Annotated in this window: 20 protein-coding genes; 15 read left to right on the top strand and 5 right to left on the bottom strand. The window is 52.5% G+C overall.

What is annotated here, in order from left to right:
* Nucleotides 1–160: 160 nt before the first annotated feature.
* From zapE to nanQ, 11 genes are all read left to right on the top strand, one after another.
* Nucleotides 161–1288 carry a cell division protein ZapE gene (gene zapE, locus HEN21_RS14010; RefSeq protein ID WP_001192364.1) on the top strand — a complete coding sequence of 376 codons (1128 nt, stop codon included), beginning with the start codon at nt 161–163 and terminating at the stop codon, nt 1286–1288.
* A 218-nt stretch (nt 1289–1506) separates the two neighbouring features.
* On the top strand, nt 1507–1935 hold the full coding sequence (rplM, locus tag HEN21_RS14005) for a 50S ribosomal protein L13 (protein ID WP_001517180.1): 429 nt from the start codon (nt 1507–1509) through the stop codon (nt 1933–1935).
* 15 nt (nt 1936–1950) lie between these two features.
* The gene (gene rpsI / locus HEN21_RS14000; protein WP_000829818.1) at nt 1951–2343 is read left to right on the top strand and encodes a 30S ribosomal protein S9; all 393 of its coding nucleotides are present in this window, start codon (nt 1951–1953) and stop codon (nt 2341–2343) included.
* A 392-nt stretch (nt 2344–2735) separates the two neighbouring features.
* Complete coding sequence (gene sspA / locus HEN21_RS13995) at nt 2736–3374, top strand: stringent starvation protein SspA (protein ID WP_000257293.1); 639 nt, start codon at nt 2736–2738, stop codon at nt 3372–3374.
* 5 nt (nt 3375–3379) lie between these two features.
* Nucleotides 3380–3877, top strand: a complete 498-nt coding sequence (gene sspB / locus HEN21_RS13990; RefSeq protein WP_000366123.1) for a ClpXP protease specificity-enhancing factor — start codon at nt 3380–3382, stop codon at nt 3875–3877.
* A gap of 117 nt (nt 3878–3994) precedes the next feature.
* Entirely contained in the window at nt 3995–4777 is a 783-nt protein-coding gene (nanR, locus tag HEN21_RS13985) for a transcriptional regulator NanR (protein ID WP_000990910.1), read from the top strand.
* Nucleotides 4778–4900: 123 nt separating this feature from the next.
* Nucleotides 4901–5794 (top strand): N-acetylneuraminate lyase, encoded by an 894-nt coding sequence (gene nanA / locus HEN21_RS13980; RefSeq protein ID WP_000224706.1) that lies wholly within the window; start codon nt 4901–4903, stop codon nt 5792–5794.
* Between the two features lie 107 nt (nt 5795–5901).
* Nucleotides 5902–7392, top strand: a complete 1491-nt coding sequence (nanT, locus tag HEN21_RS13975) for a sialic acid transporter NanT (RefSeq protein ID WP_000108484.1) — start codon at nt 5902–5904, stop codon at nt 7390–7392.
* Between the two features lie 47 nt (nt 7393–7439).
* On the top strand, nt 7440–8129 hold the full coding sequence (locus HEN21_RS13970) for an N-acetylmannosamine-6-phosphate 2-epimerase (RefSeq protein WP_000054240.1): 690 nt from the start codon (nt 7440–7442) through the stop codon (nt 8127–8129).
* Nucleotides 8126–9001 (top strand): N-acetylmannosamine kinase, encoded by an 876-nt coding sequence (nanK, locus tag HEN21_RS13965; RefSeq protein WP_105285449.1) that lies wholly within the window; start codon nt 8126–8128, stop codon nt 8999–9001. Before HEN21_RS13970 ends, nanK begins: the two co-directional genes overlap by 4 nt.
* Nucleotides 8998–9462 (top strand): N-acetylneuraminate anomerase, encoded by a 465-nt coding sequence (gene nanQ, locus HEN21_RS13960; protein ID WP_176251701.1) that lies wholly within the window; start codon nt 8998–9000, stop codon nt 9460–9462. The genes nanK and nanQ overlap by 4 nt, the downstream gene beginning before the upstream one ends.
* 66 nt (nt 9463–9528) lie before the next feature.
* Here the strand turns inward: nanQ and gltD are convergent, their stop codons facing one another.
* Nucleotides 9529–10947: a glutamate synthase subunit GltD gene (gltD, locus tag HEN21_RS13955; RefSeq protein ID WP_105287237.1), complete on the bottom strand. Its 1419-nt coding sequence runs from the start codon at nt 10945–10947 to the stop codon at nt 9529–9531.
* 12 nt (nt 10948–10959) lie between these two features.
* Complete coding sequence (gene gltB / locus HEN21_RS13950) at nt 10960–15420, bottom strand: glutamate synthase large subunit (RefSeq protein ID WP_032159938.1); 4461 nt, start codon at nt 15418–15420, stop codon at nt 10960–10962.
* Nucleotides 15421–16095: 675 nt separating this feature from the next.
* On the opposite strand from gltB, the gene HEN21_RS13945 reads away from it, so the two are divergent.
* From HEN21_RS13945 to mtgA, 4 genes are all read left to right on the top strand, one after another.
* The gene (locus HEN21_RS13945) at nt 16096–17025 is read left to right on the top strand and encodes a TIGR01212 family radical SAM protein (RefSeq protein WP_105282885.1); all 930 of its coding nucleotides are present in this window, start codon (nt 16096–16098) and stop codon (nt 17023–17025) included.
* Between the two features lie 95 nt (nt 17026–17120).
* Nucleotides 17121–19457, top strand: coding sequence for an aerobic respiration two-component sensor histidine kinase ArcB (gene arcB, locus HEN21_RS13940; protein WP_000809800.1), 2337 nt, complete (start codon nt 17121–17123; stop codon nt 19455–19457).
* A gap of 229 nt (nt 19458–19686) precedes the next feature.
* Nucleotides 19687–20340 carry an isoprenoid biosynthesis glyoxalase ElbB gene (gene elbB / locus HEN21_RS13935; RefSeq protein ID WP_010358121.1) on the top strand — a complete coding sequence of 218 codons (654 nt, stop codon included), beginning with the start codon at nt 19687–19689 and terminating at the stop codon, nt 20338–20340.
* Nucleotides 20337–21065: a monofunctional biosynthetic peptidoglycan transglycosylase gene (gene mtgA, locus HEN21_RS13930; protein ID WP_105285447.1), complete on the top strand. Its 729-nt coding sequence runs from the start codon at nt 20337–20339 to the stop codon at nt 21063–21065. Before elbB ends, mtgA begins: the two co-directional genes overlap by 4 nt.
* Here mtgA and yrbL read toward each other — a convergent pair.
* The 3 genes from yrbL to rapZ form a co-directional block, all read right to left on the bottom strand.
* Nucleotides 21062–21694: a PhoP regulatory network protein YrbL gene (yrbL, locus tag HEN21_RS13925; RefSeq protein WP_000620403.1), complete on the bottom strand. Its 633-nt coding sequence runs from the start codon at nt 21692–21694 to the stop codon at nt 21062–21064. The two genes, mtgA and yrbL, sit on opposite strands and share 4 nt — an antisense overlap.
* 222 nt (nt 21695–21916) lie before the next feature.
* A complete protein-coding gene (npr, locus tag HEN21_RS13920; protein WP_000216791.1) occupies nt 21917–22189 on the bottom strand; it encodes a PTS phosphocarrier protein NPr in 273 nt (90 codons plus the stop codon).
* A complete protein-coding gene (rapZ, locus tag HEN21_RS13915; RefSeq protein ID WP_000243741.1) occupies nt 22186–23040 on the bottom strand; it encodes an RNase adapter RapZ in 855 nt (284 codons plus the stop codon). The genes npr and rapZ overlap by 4 nt, the downstream gene beginning before the upstream one ends.
* Nucleotides 23041–23051: the final 11 nt, after the last annotated feature.

The raw sequence follows: 23051 nt of genomic DNA, 5'->3' as shown, positions 1-23051 counted from the left end.
TGTTGGCTTCAGGCTCCATGCCTGCGGCTGATTATGCCACTATAACCGTTAATTCCACAGAAGTGGAATCCCGACTGCATATCGCGTAGTGTAGAACGGCCTTTTTTTCGTCAACCGTGAACAACGGCACACCGATTATTCAAGGAATAACAAGAACATCATGCAAAGCGTTACCCCGACATCGCAATACCTGAAGGCGCTCAATGAAGGTAGCCATCAATCCGACGACGTACAAAAAGAGGCCGTCAGTCGGCTGGAGATTATCTATCAGGAATTAATCAACAGCACGCCGCCAGTCCCCAGGGCTAGCGGGCTAATGGCACGGGTCGGGAAACTGTGGGGGAAGCGCGAAGATGCAAGCAACGCGCCGGTGCGTGGCTTATATATGTGGGGCGGTGTAGGGCGCGGGAAAACCTGGCTGATGGATCTTTTCTATCAAAGTTTGCCGGGAGAGCGAAAACAGCGGCTGCATTTTCACCGTTTTATGCTGCGGGTGCATGAAGAATTAACCGCATTGCAAGGGCAGAGCGATCCGCTGGAAATTATTGCCGATCGTTTCAAAGCCGAAACTGACGTGCTCTGTTTTGATGAATTTTTTGTTTCTGATATTACCGATGCCATGCTGCTGGGTGGCCTGATGAAAGCATTGTTTGCTCGCGGCATAACGCTGGTAGCAACGTCAAATATTCCGCCGGATGAGCTTTATCGAAATGGCCTGCAACGTGCGCGTTTTCTGCCTGCAATCGATGCCATTAAACAGCATTGTGATGTAATGAACGTGGACGCCGGTGTTGATTATCGACTGCGTACCCTTACTCAGGCGCATCTGTGGCTGTCGCCGCTTAATGATGAAACGCGTGAGCAGATGGATAAGCTGTGGCTGGCGCTGGCAGGTGCAAAACGAGAACAAGCCCCTACGCTGGAAATCAATCATCGACCGCTGGCGACAATGGGCGTAGAAAACCAGACGCTGGCGGTGTCATTTACCACGCTGTGCGTCGATGCCCGCAGCCAGCATGACTATATTGCGCTCTCACGTCTGTTTCACACGGTGATGTTGTTTGATGTGCCTGTCATGACGCGGTTGATGGAGAGTGAAGCGCGGCGTTTCATTGCGCTGGTGGATGAATTTTACGAGCGCCATGTCAAGCTAGTGGTGAGCGCGGAAGTACCTTTGTATGAAATTTATCAGGGCGAGCGGCTGAAGTTTGAGTTCCAGCGTTGCCTGTCACGTCTGCAAGAGATGCAAAGCGAAGAGTATTTGAAGCGCGAGCATTTGGCGGGTTAAAACCTGTCACAAATCACAAAAAGGGGTCGATCTTTGACCCCGACTTCTCTATAATCTTGCGACCCCACGTTACAAGAAAGTTTTTTTCCCAAAACTTTTTGTGTGCTGGCATAGGCTATTCGAAGGGGTAGGTTTGCCGGACTTTGTCGTGTGAACCTCAACAATTGAAGACGTTTGGGTGTTCACCAACGTGTAACTATTTATTGGGTAAGCTTTTAATGAAAACTTTTACAGCTAAACCAGAAACCGTAAAACGCGACTGGTATGTTGTTGACGCGACCGGTAAAACTCTGGGCCGTCTGGCTTCCGAACTGGCTCTGCGCCTGCGCGGTAAGCATAAAGCGGAATACACTCCGCACGTAGATACTGGTGATTACATCATCGTTCTGAACGCTGACAAAGTTGCTGTAACCGGCAACAAGCGTACTGACAAAGTGTACTATCATCACACCGGTCACATCGGTGGTATCAAACAAGCGACCTTTGAAGAGATGATTGCTCGCCGTCCTGAGCGTGTGATTGAAATCGCGGTTAAAGGCATGTTGCCAAAAGGCCCGCTGGGTCGTGCTATGTTCCGTAAACTGAAAGTTTACGCGGGTAACGAGCACAACCACGCGGCACAGCAACCGCAAGTTCTTGACATCTAATCGGGATTATAGGCAATGGCTGAAAATCAATACTACGGCACTGGTCGCCGCAAAAGTTCCGCAGCTCGCGTTTTCATCAAACCGGGCAACGGTAAAATCGTTATCAACCAACGTTCTCTGGAACAGTACTTCGGTCGTGAAACTGCCCGCATGGTAGTTCGTCAGCCGCTGGAACTGGTCGACATGGTTGAGAAACTGGATCTGTACATCACCGTTAAAGGTGGTGGTATCTCTGGTCAGGCTGGTGCGATCCGTCACGGTATCACCCGCGCTCTGATGGAGTACGACGAGTCCCTGCGTTCTGAACTGCGTAAAGCTGGCTTCGTTACTCGTGACGCTCGTCAGGTTGAACGTAAGAAAGTCGGTCTGCGTAAAGCACGTCGTCGTCCGCAGTTCTCCAAACGTTAATTGCTTTCTGCTCTGGCAGAATACAATTTGCGAAAAAACCCGCTTCGGCGGGTTTTTTTATGGCTAAAATCTGAATCAGCGTAAAATGGAAAGATGCTTTTTGCTACCGTCTGACAGGTAGGTAAAGCAAAAACAACATCGCCGATAAGGGATTAAGTTAACCATTTCAGACTAAAGCGCATCTCTTTTTCCCCATTTCCGGTATCGACTTACCACAAAGGTCGCAAAATCTGGTAAACTATCATCCAATTTTCTGCCCAAATGTCGGGTATTGCTCATTTTTTGTTTGATTTTCGAACAAAGAGAGTCGTTCCTTACTGGGTAACATAACTTCTGACTGGCCACCTGGTGGCTGGTAGCAGTAAAAATTCTGACTATACCTGGAGGTTTTCATGGCTGTCGCTGCCAACAAACGTTCGGTAATGACGCTGTTTTCCGGTCCTACTGACATCTATAGCCATCAGGTCCGCATTGTGCTGGCTGAGAAAGGTGTAAGTTTCGAGATCGAACACGTGGAAAAGGACAATCCGCCTCAGGATCTGATTGACCTCAACCCGAATCAGAGCGTTCCGACCCTGGTGGATCGTGAGCTGACCCTGTGGGAATCTCGCATCATTATGGAATATCTGGATGAGCGTTTCCCGCATCCGCCACTGATGCCTGTTTACCCAGTAGCTCGCGGTGAAAGCCGTCTGTACATGCACCGTATCGAAAAAGACTGGTACACGCTGATGAACACCATCATCAACGGTTCAGCTTCTGAAGCAGATGCCGCACGTAAGCAACTGCGCGAAGAACTGCTGGCGATTGCGCCGGTCTTCGGTCAGAAGCCGTACTTCCTGAGCGATGAGTTCAGCCTGGTTGATTGCTACCTTGCTCCACTGCTGTGGCGTCTGCCGCAACTGGGCATCGAGTTTAGCGGCCCGGGTGCGAAAGAGCTGAAAGGCTATATGACCCGCGTCTTTGAGCGTGACTCTTTCCTTGCTTCTTTAACTGAAGCAGAACGTGAAATGCGTCTGGGCCGGAGTTAATCTGTATGGATTTGTCACAGCTAACACCACGTCGTCCCTATCTGCTGCGTGCATTCTATGAGTGGTTGCTGGATAACCAGCTCACGCCGCACCTGGTGGTGGATGTGACGCTCCCTGGCGTGCAGGTTCCTATGGAATATGCGCGTGACGGGCAAATCGTACTCAACATTGCGCCGCGTGCGGTTGGCAATCTGGAACTGGCGAATGATGAAGTGCGTTTTAACGCGCGCTTTGGTGGCATTCCGCGTCAGGTTTCAGTGCCGCTGGCTGCCGTGCTGGCTATCTACGCCCGCGAAAATGGCGCAGGAACGATGTTCGAGCCTGAAGCTGCCTACGACGAAGATGCCAGTATCATGAATGATGATGAAGCGTCGGCAGATAATGAAACCGTTATGTCGGTCATTGACGGCGATAAGCCCGATCACGATGATGACCATCATCCTGACGATGAACCGCCACAGCCTCCACGCGGTGGACGCCCGGCATTGCGGGTTGTGAAATAAATGATAAACAGGCCCATGTGGCCTGTTTTGCTATCTACCTTCTTTTCGCCTGATTTTAATACTGTGTTACGATAACTTCGCTATTATCCGTCAACGTATTTTCCCAGAAAGAGCTCTATGAACGCATTTGATCCGCAAGCAGAAGATTCTCCGGCTACTATCGGTCGTAACTTGCGTCGTCGTCCACTGGCGCGCAAAAAACTCTCCGAAATGGTGGAGGAAGAGCTGGAGCAGATGATCCGCCGTCGTGAATTTGGCGAAGGTGAGCAACTGCCGTCTGAACGCGAACTTATGGCGTTCTTTAACGTTGGGCGTCCTTCGGTACGTGAGGCGTTGGCGGCGTTAAAGCGCAAAGGTCTGGTACAAATTAATAATGGTGAACGCGCTCGTGTCTCGCGTCCTTCTGCGGACACCATCATCGGCGAGCTTTCCGGCATGGCAAAAGATTTTCTTTCCCATCCTGGCGGGATAGCCCATTTCGAACAGTTACGCCTGTTCTTTGAGTCCAGCCTGGTGCGCTATGCGGCTGAACATGCCACCGATGAGCAAATTGATTTGCTGGCAAAAGCTCTGGAAATCAACAGTCAGTCGCTGGATAACAACGCCGCGTTTATTCGTTCAGACGTTGATTTCCACCGTGTGCTGGCAGAGATCCCTGGGAACCCGATCTTTATGGCGATCCACGTTGCTCTGCTCGACTGGCTGATCGCCGCCCGTCCGACAGTCGCCGATCAGGCGCTGCACGAGCATAATAACGTTAGTTATCAGCAGCATATTGCGATCGTTGATGCGATCCGTCGTCACGATCCCGATGAAGCCGATCGCGCATTGCAATCGCATCTCAACAGCGTTTCTGCCACCTGGCACGCCTTCGGTCAGACCACCAACAAAAAGAAATAATGCCACTTTAGTGAAGCAGATCGCATTATAAGCGTTCTGTATGATGTGTTGCTTATTTGATCTGGTATAACAGGTATAAAGGTATATCGTTTCTAACAGGCAAGCATCACTTCAGAGGTATTTATGGCAACAAATTTACGTGGCGTAATGGCCGCACTCCTGACTCCTTTTGACCAACAACAAGCACTGGATAAAGCGAGTCTGCGCCGCCTGGTTCAGTTCAATATTCAGCAGGGCATCGACGGCTTATACGTAGGTGGTTCAACCGGCGAAGCCTTTGTACAGAGCCTTTCCGAGCGTGAACAGGTACTGGAAATCGTCGCTGAAGAGGCGAAAGGTAAGATTAAATTAATCGCTCACGTAGGTTGCGTCAGCACTGCTGAAAGCCAACAACTTGCGGCATCTGCTAAACGTTATGGCTTCGATGCCGTCTCTGCCGTTACGCCGTTCTACTATCCTTTCAGCTTTGAAGAACACTGCGATCACTACCGGGCAATCATTGATTCAGCGGATGGTTTACCGATGGTGGTGTACAACATTCCGGCGTTAAGCGGCGTTAAACTGAGCCTGGATCAGATCAACACTCTGGTTACGTTGCCAGGTGTCGGCGCGCTGAAACAGACCTCTGGTGATCTCTATCAGATGGAGCAGATCCGTCGTGAACATCCGGATCTGGTGCTCTACAACGGTTACGACGAAATCTTTGCTTCCGGCCTGCTGGCGGGCGCTGATGGTGGTATCGGTAGTACCTACAACATCATGGGCTGGCGTTATCAGGGCATCGTTAAGGCGTTAAAAGAAGGTGATATCCAGACCGCGCAGAAACTGCAAACCGAGTGCAACAAAGTCATTGATTTGCTGATTAAAACTGGCGTATTCCGTGGCCTGAAAACAGTTCTGCACTATATGGATGTGGTGTCCGTTCCGCTGTGCCGCAAACCGTTTGGTCCGGTAGATGAAAAATATCTGCCAGAACTGAAGGCGCTGGCTCAGCAGTTGATGCAAGAGCGCGGGTGAGTTTTTCCCCTCACTCGCCCCTACCGGGTGAGGGGAAATAAACGCATCTGTACCCTACAACTTTCATACCAAAGCGTGTGGGCAACGCCCATCGCGGGAGACTCACAATGAGTACTACAACCCAGAATATCCCGTGGTATCGCCATCTCAACCGCGCACAATGGCGAGCATTTTCCGCTGCCTGGTTGGGATATCTACTTGATGGTTTTGATTTCGTTTTAATTGCCCTGGTACTCACCGAAGTACAAGGTGAATTTGGGCTGACGACGGTGCAGGCGGCAAGTCTGATCTCCGCAGCCTTTATCTCACGCTGGTTCGGAGGCCTGATGCTTGGGGCTATGGGGGACCGTTACGGGCGTCGTCTGGCAATGGTCACCAGTATCGTTCTCTTCTCGGTCGGGACGCTGGCTTGCGGCTTCGCGCCAGGCTACATCACTATGTTTATCGCTCGTCTGGTGATCGGCATGGGGATGGCAGGAGAATACGGTTCCAGCGCCACCTATGTGATTGAAAGCTGGCCAAAACACCTGCGTAACAAAGCCAGTGGTTTTCTGATTTCCGGCTTCTCTGTAGGTGCCGTCGTTGCTGCCCAAGTATACAGCCTGGTGGTTCCGATCTGGGGCTGGCGTGCGCTGTTCTTTATCGGCATCTTACCGATCATCTTTGCTCTCTGGCTGCGGAAAAACATCCCGGAAGCAGAAGACTGGAAAGAGAAACACGGAGGTAAAGCACCGGTACGTACAATGGTGGATATTCTTTACCGTGGTGAACATCGCATCGCCAATATCGTGATGACGCTGGCGGCAGCTACTGCGCTGTGGTTCTGCTTCGCCGGCAACCTGCAAAATGCCGCAATCGTCGCTGTTCTTGGGCTGTTATGCGCCGCAATCTTTATCAGCTTTATGGTACAGAGTACGGGCAAACGCTGGCCAACCGGTGTGATGCTGATGGTGGTTGTGTTGTTTGCTTTCCTCTATTCATGGCCGATTCAGGCGCTGTTGCCGACGTATCTGAAAACTGAGCTGGCTTATAACCCTCATACGGTCGCCAATGTGCTGTTCTTTAGTGGTTTTGGTGCGGCGGTGGGTTGCTGCGTCGGTGGCTTCCTCGGTGACTGGCTGGGAACCCGCAAAGCCTACGTATATAGCCTGTTAGCTTCACAATTGCTGATTATTCCGGTATTTGCGATTGGCGGCGCAAACGTCTGGGTACTCGGTCTGTTACTGTTCTTCCAGCAAATGCTTGGTCAGGGCATCTCCGGGATCTTACCGAAACTGATCGGCGGTTATTTCGATACCGACCAGCGTGCGGCGGGGCTGGGCTTTACCTACAACGTCGGCGCACTTGGCGGCGCACTGGCTCCAATCCTCGGCGCGTTGATCGCTCAACGTCTGGATCTGGGCACTGCGCTGGGATCGCTCTCGTTCAGTCTGACGTTCGTGGTGATCTTGCTGATTGGTCTGGATATGCCATCCCGCGTTCAGCGTTGGCTGCGCCCGGAAGCGTTACGTACTCATGACGCTATCGACGGCAAACCATTTAGCGGTGCCGTGCCGTTTGGCAGCGCCAAAAACGATTTAGTCAAAACCAAAAGTTAATCCTGTAGCCCGGTCTCTGCACCGGGCCTTTCGCTAAGGGAAGAAGTATGTCGTTACTTGCACAACTGGATCAAAAAATCGCTACCAATGGTGGCTTGATTGTCTCCTGCCAGCCGGTTCCGGACAGCCCGCTCGATAAACCCGAAATCGTTGCTGCCATGGCATTAGCGGCAGAGCAGGCGGGTGCGGTCGCTATTCGCATAGAGGGTGTGGCAAACCTGAAAGCCACGCGTGCGGTGGTGAGCGTGCCGATTATCGGGATTGTGAAACGCGATCTGGAGGATTCTCCGGTACGTATCACGGCCTATATTGAAGATGTTGATGCACTGGCGCAGGCTGGCGCGGATATTATCGCGATTGATGGCACCGATCGTCCGCGTCCGGTGCCTGTTGAAACGCTGCTTGCGCGTATTCACCACCACGGTTTACTGGCGATGACTGACTGCTCAACGCCGGAAGACGGTCTGGCTTGCCAAAAGCTGGGAGCCGAAATTATTGGTACTACGCTTTCTGGCTATACCACACCTGAAACGCCAGAAGAGCCCGATCTGGCGCTGGTGAAAACATTGAGCGACGCCGGATGCCGGGTGATTGCCGAAGGGCGATACAACACGCCAGCGCAGGCGGCAGATGCGATGCGCCACGGCGCATGGGCAGTGACGGTCGGTTCTGCCATTACGCGTCTTGAACACATTTGTCAGTGGTACAACACAGCGATGAAAAAGGCGGTGCTATGACCACACTGGCGATTGATATCGGCGGTACTAAACTTGCCGCCGCGCTGATTGGCGCTGACGGGCAGATCCGCGATCGTCGTGAACTTCCTACGCCAGCCAGCCAGACACCAGAAGCCTTGCGTGATGCCTTATCCGCATTAGTCTCCCCGTTGCAAGCTCATGCGCAGCAGGTTGCCATCGCTTCAACCGGGATAATCCGCGACGGCAGCCTGCTGGCGCTGAATCCGCATAATCTCGGTGGATTGCTACACTTTCCGTTAGTCAAAACGCTGGAACAACTTACCGACTTGCCGACCATTGCCATTAATGATGCGCAGGCCGCAGCGTGGGCGGAGTATCAGGCGCTGGAAGGCGATATAACCGATATGGTGTTTATCACCGTTTCCACCGGTGTTGGCGGCGGCGTGGTCAGCGGCGGCAAACTGCTTACCGGCCCAGGTGGTCTGGCGGGGCACATCGGGCATACGCTTGCCGATCCGCAGGGGCCTGTCTGTGGCTGTGGACGCACAGGTTGCGTGGAAGCGATTGCTTCTGGTCGCGGCATTGCAGCGGCAGCGCAGGGGGAGTTGGCTGGCGCGGATGCGAAAACTATTTTCACGCGCGCCGGGCAGGGCGACGAGCAGGCACAGCAACTGATTCATCGCTCCGCACATGCGCTGGCAAGACTGATTGCCGATGTTAAAGCCACAACTGATTGCCAGTGTGTGGTGCTCGGCGGCAGTGTCGGGCTGGCGGAAGGGTATCTGGCGCTGGTGGAAACGTATCTGGCTCAGGAGCCAGCGGCATTTCATGTTGAGTTACTGGCGGCGCACTACCGCCATGATGCAGGTTTACTTGGAGCTGCGTTGCTGGCTCAGGGAGAAAAATTATGATGATGGGTGAAGTACAGTCGTTACCATTTGCCGGTTTACATCCAGCACTACTGGACGCGTTAACGCTGGCATTAGCCGCCAGGCCGCAGGAAAAAGCGCCGGGTCGTTACGAATTGCAGGGCGACAATATCTTTATGAATGTCATGACTTTTAACACTCAATCGCCCGTTGAGAAAAAAGCCGAATTGCACGAGCAATATATTGATATCCAGTTATTGTTAAGCGGCGAGGAGCGGATTCTTTTTGGCATGGCAGGCACTGCGCGTCAGTGTGAAGAGTTTCACCATGAGGATGATTACCAGCTTTGCAGCGCCATTGAGAACGAGCAAGCTATCATCCTGAAACCGGGAATGTTCGCCGTGTTTATGCCAGGAGAACCGCATAAACCGGGATGTGTTGTTAGCGAGCCAGGAGAGATTAAAAAGGTGGTAGTGAAGGTTAAGGCCGAGTTAATGGCTTAAAATTATCTGGATAGTTCGTTTTATAAATTCGCCAGACAATGTCTGGCGAATTTATTGTTACCACGCTTAAACTTCCAGCCAGTTCATGATCCCGTCAGCCGCTTTACGACCTTCGGCGATGGCGGTCACCACCAGATCCGAACCACGCACGATGTCACCACCGGCAAAGATTTTCGGGTTACTGGTCTGAAAGGCGTTTTCGTTACCTTCCGGGGCAATGATACGACCCTGCGAATCCAGCTCAACGCTGTGTTCTGCCAGCCATTCCATGCTGTGTGGGCGGAAACCAAACGCCATGATCACCGCATCTGCCGGAACAATATGTTCTGACCCTGCCACGATCTCCGCGCGGCGACGGCCTTTAGCGTCCGGTTCGCCCATTTCGGTGCGCACCATTTTCACGCCGCTGACTTTACCGTTGCCATTCACTTCAATACCCAGCGGCTGGACGTTGAATTTGAACTCAACGCCTTCTTCCCGCGCGTTTTTCACTTCGCGACGGGAACCTGGCATGTTCTCTTCATCACGACGATAGGCGCAGATAACGTGCTTTGCTCCCTGACGCACGGAAGTCCGCACACAGTCCATCGCGGTATCGCCGCCGCCAAGCACCACCACGCGCTTGCCTTCCATGCTGACGAAAGGTTCGTCGCTGGTTTCGCCAAAGCCCATCAACTGTTTGGTGTTGGCGATAAGGAACGGCAGCGCCGCGTACACACCATCGGCGTCTTCGTTTTCCAGCCCGCCGCGCATTGACTGATAAGTCCCGACGCCAAGGAACACGGCATCGTAATCTTTCAGTAGATCGTCAAGCTGTACGTCACGGCCCACTTCGGTATTGAGCCTGAATTCAATACCCATGCCGGTGAAGATTTCACGGCGGCGCGTCATCACCTCTTTTTCCAGCTTGAAGGCTGGAATGCCGAAAGTCAGCAGGCCGCCGATTTCCGGGTGACGGTCGAAGACGACAGCTTTGACACCGTTGCGCGTCAGGACATCCGCACACGACAGACCCGCCGGACCTGCGCCGATAATCGCCACTTTTTTATCGGTTTGCTTCACGCCGGACATATCCGGGCGCCAGCCCATTTCGAACGCTTTATCATTGATATAACGCTCAATATTACCGATGGTCACTGCGCCGAATTCATCGTTCAGGGTACAGGAACCTTCGCACAGACGATCCTGCGGGCAGACACGTCCGCACACTTCCGGCAGGGTATTTGTTTGATGCGACAGTTCTGCCGCTTCAAAAATACGTCCCTCGTTGGCGAGCTTCAGCCAGTTCGGGATGTAGTTGTGTACCGGGCATTTCCACTCGCAGTATGGGTTGCCGCATGACAGGCAGCGATCAGCCTGTGCTTTGGCCTGGCCTTCGGAAAACGGCTCGTAAATTTCAACAAACTCAATTTTGCGGATCTTCAGCGGTTTCTTTGGCGGATCAACGCGCTGCAGGTCGATAAATTGATAAACATTCTGACTCATTGTTGCTACCCCTTACTGCGCCTGCACGCGCAACTCTGCTGCGCTACGACTACGGTGACCCAGCAGTGCTTTTACATCACTGGACTTCGGTTTAACCAGCGCGAATTTAGTGGCGAAGGTTGACCAGTTAGCCAGAATTTCTTCGCCACGCTGGGAACCAGTATGCTGCACATGCTCGGTGATAAGACCACGCAGATGCTCTTCATGGATCGCCAGAGAGTCCACGCTTAAGACCTCCACCAGTTCCGGGTTAACGCGTTTGCGGAAATCGCCGCTTTCGTCGAGAACGTAAGCGAAGCCGCCAGTCATGCCCGCGCCGAAGTTAACGCCAGTTTTACCCAGAATACAGACGATACCGCCCGTCATATATTCACAGCCGTTGTCGCCAATACCTTCTACCACGGTAATAGCACCGGAGTTACGCACGCCAAAACGTTCACCCGCGCGGCCTGCGGCATACAGACGACCACCGGTCGCACCATACAGGCAGGTGTTGCCGATAATGCTTGCTTCATGGCTGCGGAAGGCCGAGCCAACCGGAGGACGAATGGCGATTAAGCCGCCCGCCATGCCTTTACCGACATAGTCGTTGGCATCACCCGTCAGATACAGCTCCACGCCGCCCGCGTTCCACACGCCGAAACTCTGGCCTGCGGTGCCGTTGAAGTACGCTTTGATTGGATCGGCAGCCAGTCCCTGATCGCCGTGCGTCTGGGCGATATAACCTGAAAGCGATGCGCCGACAGAACGGTCGGTGTTACGAATATCGAACCAGAAGGTTTTGCTCTGGCGCTCATCGACAAACGGTTTCGCCTGTTGCAGCAACTGCGCATTCAGCAGGCCGTTATCAAACGGCGGGTTGTTTTCGGTGCAGTACAGCGCCTTGCCAGCCTTAGGCTCGGCAGTCTCCAGCAGCTTCGATAGCGCCAGTTTTTGCTGTTTAGCGGTGAAACCGTCCAGCTCTTTCAGCAGGTCGGTGCGACCAATCAGATCCACCAGACGCGTTACCCCTAGCTGTGCCATCAGCTCGCGGGTTTCACGGGCGATAAATTCAAAGTAATTCGTCACCTTGAACGGCAGGCCGTGGTAGTGATTTTTACGCAGTTTTTCGTCCTGAGTTGCCACGCCGGTGGCGCAGTTGTTCAGATGGCAAATACGCAGATATTTACAGCCGAGCGCCACCATTGGGCCAGTGCCGAAACCGAAACTTTCCGCGCCGAGGATGGCTGCTTTGATGATATCGACACCGGTTTTCAGGCCGCCATCAACCTGCAAACGGATCTTATGACGCAAGCCGTTGGCAACCAGCGCCTGTTGGGTTTCAACAAGCCCCAGCTCCCACGGGCAGCCTGCGTATTTCACCGATGAAAGCGGACTTGCGCCGGTGCCGCCGTCATAGCCTGCGATGGTGATCAAGTCCGCATAGGCTTTCGCCACGCCAGTCGCGATGGTGCCTACGCCCGGCTCAGACACCAGCTTCACGGAGATCATCGCTTTCGGGTTAACCTGTTTCAGGTCGAAAATCAGCTGCGCTAAATCCTCGATAGAGTAGATATCGTGGTGCGGTGGCGGGGAGATCAACGTTACGCCCGGCACGGAATAGCGCAGTTTGGCGATGTAAGGAGTGACTTTATCGCCCGGTAACTGACCGCCTTCACCCGGTTTCGCGCCCTGGGCGACTTTAATCTGAATGACGTCGGCATTGACCAGGTACGCCGGAGTAACACCGAAGCGACCGGAAGCCACCTGCTTGATGCGCGACACTTTGTTAGTGCCATAGCGCGCCGGATCTTCACCACCTTCACCGGAGTTGGAATTGCCGCCAATGCTGTTCATCGCTTCCGCCAGCGCCTCGTGCGCTTCCGGGCTTAATGCGCCGATAGACATTGCGGCGGTATCGAAGCGTTTAAACAGTTCGCTTGCCGGTTCAACATCAGCAATGTTGACCGCTTCATCACCTGGAGTAATCGCCAGCAGATCGCGCAGCGTGGTAGCAGGACGCTCGTTAACCAGCTTCGCGTATTCCTGATAGTCGCTGTACTCGCCGCTCTGTACCGCCTGTTGCAACGTGCGCACTACGTCCGGGTTGTAGGCGTGGTATTCGCCGCCGTGCACATATTTCAGCAGGCCGCCCTGGCTGATGGGTTTACGCGCCAGCCAGGCACGTTTCGAGAGATTCAGCAGATCCTGCTGGAAGTCTTCAAAGCCTGCTCCGCCAATGCGGCTAACCACGCCCTGGAAGCACAGGCTCACAACGTCATCGTGCAGACCGACCGCCTCAAACAGTTTCGAGCAGCGGTAAGAGGCGATGGTGGAGATGCCCATTTTGGACATGATTTTGTACAAGCCTTTGTTGATGCCGTTACGGTAGTTGAGCATCACGGTACGATAATTTTTGGCAATCGCGTGGGTGTCAACCAGGCGACCCAGCGTTTCATAGGCAAGGTACGGATAAATAGCCGTCGCGCCGAAGCCTAGTAACACGGCGAAGTGGTGCGGATCGCGGGCGCTGGCGGTTTCGACGATGATGTTGGCGTCGCAACGCAGGCTTTGATCGACCAGACGGGTCTGGATCGCGCCAACCGCCATCGGAGCCGGAACCGGCAGGCGATCTTTAGCGATATTCCGGTCGGAGAGCACCAGCAACACGGTGCCGCTACGTACCATTTTTTCGGCTTTGTCGCACAGCTCTTTGACTGTCGCTTCGAGCGTGGTTTTAGTGACGTCAAAGGTGATATCCAGCGTATCTGCGCGGTAGTGCTCCTCTTTCATCGTCGTGAGCTGTTTGAAATCGGAGTAGAGCAGAATCGGCGATTTAAAGCTTAAACGGTGCGCCTGGCCCTCTGCTTCACAGAAGACGTTCATTTCACGACCAATGCTGGTGGCGAGCGACATAACATGCGCTTCACGCAGCGGGTCGATTGGCGGGTTAGTCACCTGAGCAAACTGCTGGCGGAAGTAGTCGTAAATAATGCGCGGCTGACTGGAGAGCACGGCGAATGGGGTATCATCGCCCATCGATCCGACCGCTTCCTGACCGTTTTCGCCCAGTACGCGAATTACGGAGTCCAGCTCTTCCGCACTGTAGTTAAACTGTTTCTGGTAGCTGGCAAGCGTGTCGTCGTCCAGTTCGCGGCTACCCACTTCTTCATCGGGCAGATCTTCAAACGGTACCAGTCGGCGGACGTTTTTCTCCATCCACTCTTTATAAGGGTGGCGGCTTTTCAGATCGTCATCGGTTTCTGCCGAGTGCAGAATACGCCCACTGCGGGTGTCGATAACCATCAGTTCGCCTGGCCCGACGCGGCCTTTTTCGACCACTTCGTCAGGCTGGTAATCCCAGATACCGACTTCAGAGGCGCAGGTGATGAGCTTATCTTTGGTAATGACGTAGCGTGCCGGACGCAGACCGTTACGGTCGAGGTTACAGGCAGCGAAGCGACCATCGGACATCACGATGCCCGCCGGACCATCCCACGGTTCCATATGCATGGAGTTAAAGTCAAAGAAGGCACGCAGTTCCGGGTCCATATCCGGGTTGTTCTGCCAGGCGGGTGGTACTAATAGGCGCATGGCGCGGATGATATCCATCCCGCCTGCCAGCAGCAGTTCCAGCATGTTATCCATCGAACTGGAGTCAGAGCCGGTTTCGTTGACGAACGGTGCGGCGTCGTGCAGATCAGGGATAAGCGGCGTCTGGAATTTATAGGTACGCGCACGCGCCCATTGGCGGTTACCGGTGATAGTGTTGATTTCGCCGTTGTGCGCCAGATAGCGGAACGGCTGCGCCAGCGGCCAGCGCGGCACGGTGTTGGTGGAGAAGCGTTGATGGAACAGGCAGATAGCTGATTCCAGACGCAGATCAGCAAGATCCAGGTAAAAGCGCGGCAAATCCGCCGGCATACACAGACCTTTATAGATGTTGACCAGATTCGACAGGCTACAGACGTAGAAGTCTTTATCGGCCTCGAGACGTTTTTCAATGCGGCGACGGGCGATAAACAGACGGCGCTCCATATCGCGCGGACGCCAGCCTGCCGGGGCGTTCACAAAAATTTGCTCAATGCGCGGCAGCGAGGAGAGGGCGATTTCACCCAGTACACCTTCGTTGGTAGGGACATCACGCCAGCCGACAATCGACAAGGTTTCGCGTTGTAGCTCTTCTTCAACGATGCGGCGTGCGGCGGCGGCGAGTTCAGGATCTTTATTCAGGAAGATCATCCCGACGGCGTAGTTTTTCGCTAAACGCCAGCCGCGTTCCTGCGCAACGATGCGAAAAAAGCGATCCGGTTTTTGTAACAGCAGACCGCAACCGTCACCGGTTTTACCATCAGCGAGAATCGCGCCACGGTGCTGCATACGGGCCAGTGCGTGTATTGCAGTACGCACTACCTTGTGGCTAGGTTCGCCTTCTATGTGGGCGATCAGGCCGAAACCACAGTTATCCCTCTCAAGGGATTTATCGTACAACATATCGTGAACCTCCCCCAGGCTCTGCGGGAACCCCACTACCGAACCGCTGCGCACGGGCACAGAAAGAGCATGGCGACGGGGTTTGCGTTTCATACGCTTACCTCGCATTCGCCCCCTTTTTTGTCCTTTTCGCATCAGTTAATACGGTGAAGAGGGGAACTCAATTACTGCATAAATATGATGAGCAGGCTGCTCATCCAGAAAGCTTCCAGCGGATTTCCAACTTATCGGGAAAGCTGATACAGGTCAAATGGCAAGCTTATTGGTCTGGAAATGTGCTTTAGCGCAAAATTCTTTGTTAATTTATTGAATTTAAACTGAATTTGTTGTTCTTTATTAATGGGAGGGGAAAAAGGAAAACGTTGAGTGCCTGACTACTATAGCGGCGTGTTAACCCTTATCCTGCCTTGAATTGACGTTTGAAGCAGTGTTTTATACTGCCTTAAGAGGAAAAGGCATTTCATGCTACTGTTTTTGTTTAAAATCCATTAGCGGATAAAAAAATCCGACGCAAGATAAGCAAAAGTAATTTATGTGCTATTGCATTAAATTTCAGTAATTGTGATTTATTATGCAGTTGATATAAGCAGGCCGGGGCGATTGATCCAGGTCATCGCCGAATTGAGCTAAAAATGGCAGGCTTTGGCCTCTTTTCAAGGCGCGGTCTATCAGATTATGCAGTTACAGAAATTAGTCAATATGTTTGGTGGGGATCTTACCCGTCGTTACGGGCAAAAGGTGCATAAACTGACGCTGCATGGCGGTTTTAGCTGCCCGAATCGTGACGGAACCATCGGACGCGGCGGATGCACATTCTGTAATGTTGCTTCGTTTGCCGACGAAGCACAGCAGCATCGCTCCATTGCCGAACAACTGGCGCATCAGGCGAATCTGGTTAACCGCGCGAAACGCTATCTGGCCTACTTTCAGGCTTATACCAGCACCTTTGCGGAAGTTCAGGTGCTGCGTTCCATGTATCAACAGGCGGTGAGCCAGGCCAATATTGTCGGTTTGTGTGTTGGTACGCGCCCGGACTGCGTGCCGGATGCGGTGTTGGATCTGCTTTGTGAATATAAAGACCAGGGCTACGAAGTGTGGCTGGAGCTGGGCCTGCAAACCGCGCATGACAAAACGCTGCATCGCATCAATCGCGGACATGATTTTGCCTGCTATCAGCGCACGACCCAGCTGGCGCGTCAGCGTGGACTGAAGGTGTGTTCTCATTTAATTGTCGGCCTGCCTGGCGAAGGGCACGCGGAATGTTTGCAAACGCTGGAGCGAGTGGTTGAAACCGGCGTGGACGGCATAAAGCTTCATCCCCTGCATATCGTGAAAGGCAGTATTATGGCGAAAGCCTGGGAAGCGGGGCGTTTGAACGGTATTGAACTGGACGATTACACGCTGACGGCCGGAGAAATGATTCGCCATACGCCACCGGAGGTTATCTACCACCGAATTTCCGCCAGCGCCCGTCGCCCGACGCTACTTGCTCCGCTGTGGTGTGAAAATCGCTGGACGGGAATGGTCGAGCTGGATCGCTATCTGAATGAACATGGCGTACAGGGATCGGCGCTGGGACGTCCGTGGCTACCTCCAACGGCGTAGGCCATTGAGGGGAATTCCGCATTTCTCACACAATTTATAACGTAACTGTCAGAATTGGGTATTATTGGGGCAGGTTGTCGTGAAGGAATTCCCTAATGAAGCAAATTCGTCTGCTGGCGCAGTATTATGTTGACCTGATGATGAAGTTAGGTCTGGTGCGCTTCTCAATGTTGCTGGCGCTGGCCCTTGTCGTTCTCGCCATTGTGGTACAAATGGCGGTGACCATGGTGCTGCATGGTCAGGTCGAAAGCATTGATGTTATTCGCTCTATCTTCTTTGGTCTGCTGATTACGCCGTGGGCGGTCTACTTTCTTTCGGTGGTTGTAGAGCAACTGGAGGAGTCACGACAACGTCTGTCACGGTTGGTGCAAAAACTGGAGGAGATGCGTGAGCGCGATCTGAGCCTCAACGTTCAGTTAAAAGACAATATTACCCAGCTTAATCAGGAAATTGCCGTTCGTGAAAAAGCGGAAGCTGAATTGCAGGAAACCTTCGGTCAGCTGAAAATTGAAATCAAAGAGCGTGAAGAGACACAAATTCAGCTCGAACAGCAATCCTCTTTCTTACGTTCCTTCCTTGACGCCTCTCCAGACCTGGTTTTTTACCGTAACGAAGATAAAGAGTTTTCCGGCTGTAACCGCGCAATGGAATTGCTAACCGGGAAGAGCGAAAAACAACTGGTTCATCTGAAACCTGCTGATGTTTACTCACCGGAAGCCGCCGCGAAAGTCATTGAGACCGATGAAAAAGTGTTCCGTCATAATGTGTCACTGACCTATGAGCAGTGGCTGGATTATCCCGACGGACGCAAAGCCTGCTTTGAAATCCGTAAAGTGCCGTACTACGACCGCGTGGGTAAACGCCACGGTTTGATGGGGTTTGGTCGTGACATTACCGAGCGTAAGCGGTATCAGGATGCGCTCGAACGTGCCAGCCGCGACAAAACGACTTTTATCTCCACCATCAGTCACGAATTGCGTACACCGCTGAACGGTATCGTTGGTTTAAGCCGCATTCTGCTGGATACGGAACTCACTGCTGAGCAGGAAAAATATCTCAAAACCATCCATGTTTCCGCCGTCACTTTGGGGAATATTTTTAACGATATTATCGACATGGATAAGATGGAGCGGCGTAAAGTTCAGCTTGATAACCAGCCAGTTGATTTCACCAGTTTCCTTGCCGATCTGGAAAATCTCTCCGCATTGCAGGCGCAACAAAAAGGGCTGCGTTTTATTCTGGAACCGACGCTACCATTACCGCATCAGATCATTACCGACGGTACGCGTTTACGGCAGATCCTGTGGAATCTCATCAGTAACGCCGTCAAATTCACCCAGCAAGGGCAGGTTACCGTGCGCGTGCGCTACGATGAAGGCGACATGCTGCATTTTGAAGTGGAAGACTCCGGCATCGGTATTCCGCAGGATGAGCTGGATAAAATTTTTGCCATGTATTATCAGGTGAAAGACAGTCACGGTGGTAAACCTGCCACCGGCACCGGCATTGGCCTGGCGGTTTCTCGTCGGCTGGCGAAAAATATGGGCGGCGATATCACCGTCACCAGCGAACAGGGCAAGGGTTCAACCTTTAGGTTGACGATCCACGCACCGTCGGTGGCAGAAGAGGTCGATGACGCGTTTGACGAAGACGATATGCCTTTACCGGCGCTGAATGTGCTGCTGGTGGAAGACATTGAACTGAACGTTATTGTCGCGCGTTCTGTACTGGAAAAATTGGGTAACAGCGTTGATGTAGCAATGACCGGCAAGGCGGCGCTGGAGATGTTTAAACCAGGCGAATACGACCTGGTATTGCTGGATATTCAGTTGCCAGATATGACCGGGCTGGATATCTCTCGTGAACTGACGAAGCGTTATCCGCGCGAAGATTTACCGCCGCTGGTGGCTTTAACCGCCAATGTGCTGAAAGATAAACAAGAGTACCTCAATGCTGGAATGGATGATGTGCTGAGTAAGCCGCTTTCCGTACCGGCGCTAACCGCGATGATCAAGAAATTCTGGGATACCCAGGATGATGAGGAGAGCACGGTGACGACAGAAGAGAACAGCAAATCTGAAGCATTACTCGATATACCCATGCTGGAACAGTATCTCGAACTTGTAGGGCCGAAATTGATTACCGATGGACTGGCGGTGTTTGAGAAAATGATGCCGGGCTATGTGAGTGTACTGGAGTCGAACCTGACGGCGCAGGATAAAAAAGGCATCGTCGAGGAAGGGCATAAAATTAAAGGCGCGGCAGGTTCAGTGGGGTTACGCCATCTACAACAGCTGGGTCAGCAAATTCAATCTCCCGACCTTCCTGCGTGGGAAGATAACGTAGGTGAATGGATTGAAGAGATGAAAGAAGAGTGGCGTCACGACGTAGACGTGCTGAAAGCGTGGGTGGCAAAAGCCACTAAAAAATGACCCCGGCTAGACCGGGGTGCGCGAATACTGCGCCAACACCAGGGAAATCTTGGCTGCGCCGTAAATTATTATGATGAGTTACAAGGGCACAGCACTGTTTTTCAGGCCGCACGCAGTTAAGATAGCAAATCTTAAATGATTTGTTACATGAATCAGTTAAATGTGTGATGCGTAGCATTTTTATTAAAAAGATTAATGTGTTTCAGTCAGTTGCGAAAGGATGATCACAATGAAGAAAATTGGCGTAGTTCTGAGCGGGTGCGGCGTCTATGACGGTTCTGAAATTCATGAAGCGGTGTTGACGTTGTTAGCTATTTCACGCAGCGGCGCGCAGGCGGTCTGCTTTGCGCCGGATAAGCAGCAGGTTGACGTTATCAACCATTTAACCGGCGAGGCGATGGCGGAATCGCGCAATGTGCTGATTGAAGCCGCGCGTATTGCGCGTGGTGAGATCCGTCCTCTGGCTCAGGCCGATGCTGCCGAACTGGATGCGTTGATTGTGCCGGGTGGCTTTGGCGCGGCGAAGAATTTAAGCAATTTTGCCAGCCTTGGCAGTGAATGCACCGTTGATCGTGAATTAAAGGCGTTGGCGCAAGCGATGCATCAGGCCGGTAAACCGCTTGGTTTTATGTGTATTGCCCCGGCGATGCTGCCGAAAATTTTCGATTTCCCGCTGCGTTTGACCATCGGTACTGATATCGATACCGCAGAAGTGCTGGAAGCGATGGGCGCGGAGCATGTGCCATGTCCGGTCGATGATATCGTTGTTGATGAAGACAATAAGATTGTCACTACACCGGCTTATATGTTGGCACAGAACATTGCGGAAGCGGCGAACGGTATTGATAAGCTGGTTTCTCGCGTGCTGGTTCTGGCTGAATGAGTAAAAGCCGCTTAACGGCGTTCGGTTTCGTTCGTCGTTTTCTTCTGCGGTTAGTGGTTGTCCTCGCCGTTTTATGGGGCGGGGGCATCGCGTTGTTTAGCATAGCGCCCGTTCCGTTCTCAGCGGTAATGTTCGAGCGACAGGTCAGTGCATGGCTACATGGTAATTTTCGTTACGTGGCACATTCTGACTGGGTCAGTATGGATCAAATATCGCCGTGGATGGGACTGGCGGTGATTGCCGCAGAAGATCAGAAATTCCCTGAGCACTGGGGCTTTGATGTCGCTTCCATTGAGAAAGCTCTGGCGCACAACGAGCGTAATGAAAATCGTATTCGCGGCGCATCAACGCTTTCCCAGCAGACAGCCAAAAACCTCTTTTTATGGGATGGGCGTAGCTGGATACGTAAAGGGCTGGAAGCAGGTCTGACATTGGGGATAGAAACGGTCTGGAGCAAAAAACGCATCCTGACGGTTTATCTGAATATTGCCGAATTTGGCGATGGTGTGTTTGGTGTTGAAGCCGCAGCGCAACGCTATTTCCATAAACCCGCGAGCAAACTCACTCAGTCGGAGGCTGCCTTACTGGCAGCAGTACTTCCGAACCCACTACGCTTTAAAGCTTCCGCACCCTCAGGCTACGTGCGTAGCCGTCAGGCGTGGATTTTACGGCAGATGCATCAGTTGGGCGGTGAATCTTTTATGCGGCAACATCAACTGGATTAAGCTTCGCGCGAGGTGAGGGAGAGTTTCTTGTTCTCACTGAGTTGTGCGTCTTTCTTCAGGGCAACCGATAACGCGGGTTGAGCGATAAAACGTTGCCACAATCGCTCTTGTTTACGTAAACAACACCACTTCGACCAGGTCGCTAACGGAATCCACGTGCTTTCACCAATGTTGTCACAGACGACGGGAATAATTTCTGACTCGCTGATGCGGTGACAAAGAATATTCTGCGGCTTCAGCGACATTGTCACGATGCGGTTATCCTGCAAATAACGCTTCAGCTGTTTCAGTAGCTGGCGCAGTTGCGCGATATCTTCTTCGTAACGGCATTGTTCAGCAAATTCGGTCAATGTAATAGACGGTTTGCCATCAAAATCGGCAATGACATCGTAGACATAACCGGTCCCGCAATCAGTTTCAACCGTACCGTGATAGCGTGGAATACCGCTCCAGTCTTTTAACCGACGACCAAGATGCGCGTAGTACTTTAACTCACGGCGGATCTCTTTATCACCACCGTCGCCACGGTGATAGACAATCTTGATACAGCGTTGGGCATCTTCCGGATGCGCGTAACATTTCCGATGTCTTCCGGTGCCCAGGGGACTTTGTTCAGATAAGCGAATCATGCCATCTCCTGGAAATATTTTCTGACAGTCTCCAGTATGAGGGCTTAACTTAAACAAAACCTAAACAAGGCTTTTTAAGGTTTTCTTAAGGTTTTGTACGCACAGAAAAGAGCACAAAATGTACAAACCGCGAAAAATGAGGACATTTTCCGCTTGTACATTTTTCACCCTTAAGGGCTGAAGGTGTGTATCCGGGGGAATTAAGCGTCAGGGTTATGAAGATTAATCTTCATCAAAACCAGAGTTAAAGAGGGCGATAACGGCGGCCAGTGCTTCCTCTTCCTGTGGTCCGGTCGCTTCAACTTCAATCTGCCGTCCTTTGGCAGAATCCAACATCAGCAGCGCAATAACGCTGTTGGCTTCAGCCTCGGTGCCTTCGTCATTACGTAACAGCACTTCAGCGTCAAAACCCTGCATTAATTCAAAGAGTTTCATGGCAGGCCGGGCATGCATGCCCAGCTTGTTTGTGATTTCAACAGTTTGCTTGACGGTCATGGTTTACGTTTTTCCAGCGTACGATGGCGTGACTGGACGTTTTTACCGCGCGAGCGGAAGTAGTCTGCCAGCTGTTCTGCAATATACACCGAACGGTGCTTCCCGCCGGTACAACCAATGGCGACCGTCAGGTAGCTACGGTTGTTGGTTTCCAGCATAGGTAACCATAGCTCAAGGTAGCTTCGCGTCTGGTAGATAAAATTGTGTACTTCTGTGTGGCGGTCGAGGAACGCGGCAACAGGTTTATCAAGACCTGTCATTGGACGCAGTTTCGGATCCCAGTGCGGGTTCGGCAAGAAGCGCACATCAAAGACGTAATCTGCATCAATAGGAATGCCGTGTTTGAAGCCGAAGGACTCAAAGACCATCGTCAGTTCACGCTCGCGTTTACCCAGCAAACGGGTACGCAACATTTCTGCCAACTCGTGAACGGACATTTCTGAGGTATCGACAATCAAATCTGCCCGCGAACGCAGTGGCTCCAGCAGATCGCTTTCTTTGTCGATAGCACTTTCCAGCGACAGGTTCTTGCTGGAGAGCGGATGCAGGCGGCGCGTATCACTGTAACGACGAATCAGGGTGTTACGATCGGCATCCAGGAACAGCAGTTGCGGTGAGAAAGCATCAGGCAGGTTACTCATCGCCTGTTCGAATATTTCTGGTGACTCCGGCATATTACGAACATCAATGCTGACGGCGGCAGAAATCTCGCGATCGGCGAGCGTGCGAGCCAGATCGGGTAACAGCACTACGGGAAGGTTATCCACGCAGTAAAAACCCATATCTTCCAGCGCACGAAGGGCGACAGATTTACCTGAGCCTGAACGTCCGCTGACGATCATCAGTACCATGTACTGTTTCT

The organism is Escherichia sp. 93.1518, from assembly GCF_013368915.2.
GTDB lineage: Bacteria > Pseudomonadota > Gammaproteobacteria > Enterobacterales > Enterobacteriaceae > Escherichia > Escherichia ruysiae.
The sequence above is the reverse complement of the archived record's forward strand: the minus strand, read 5'-3'. Positions and strand labels throughout refer to the sequence as shown.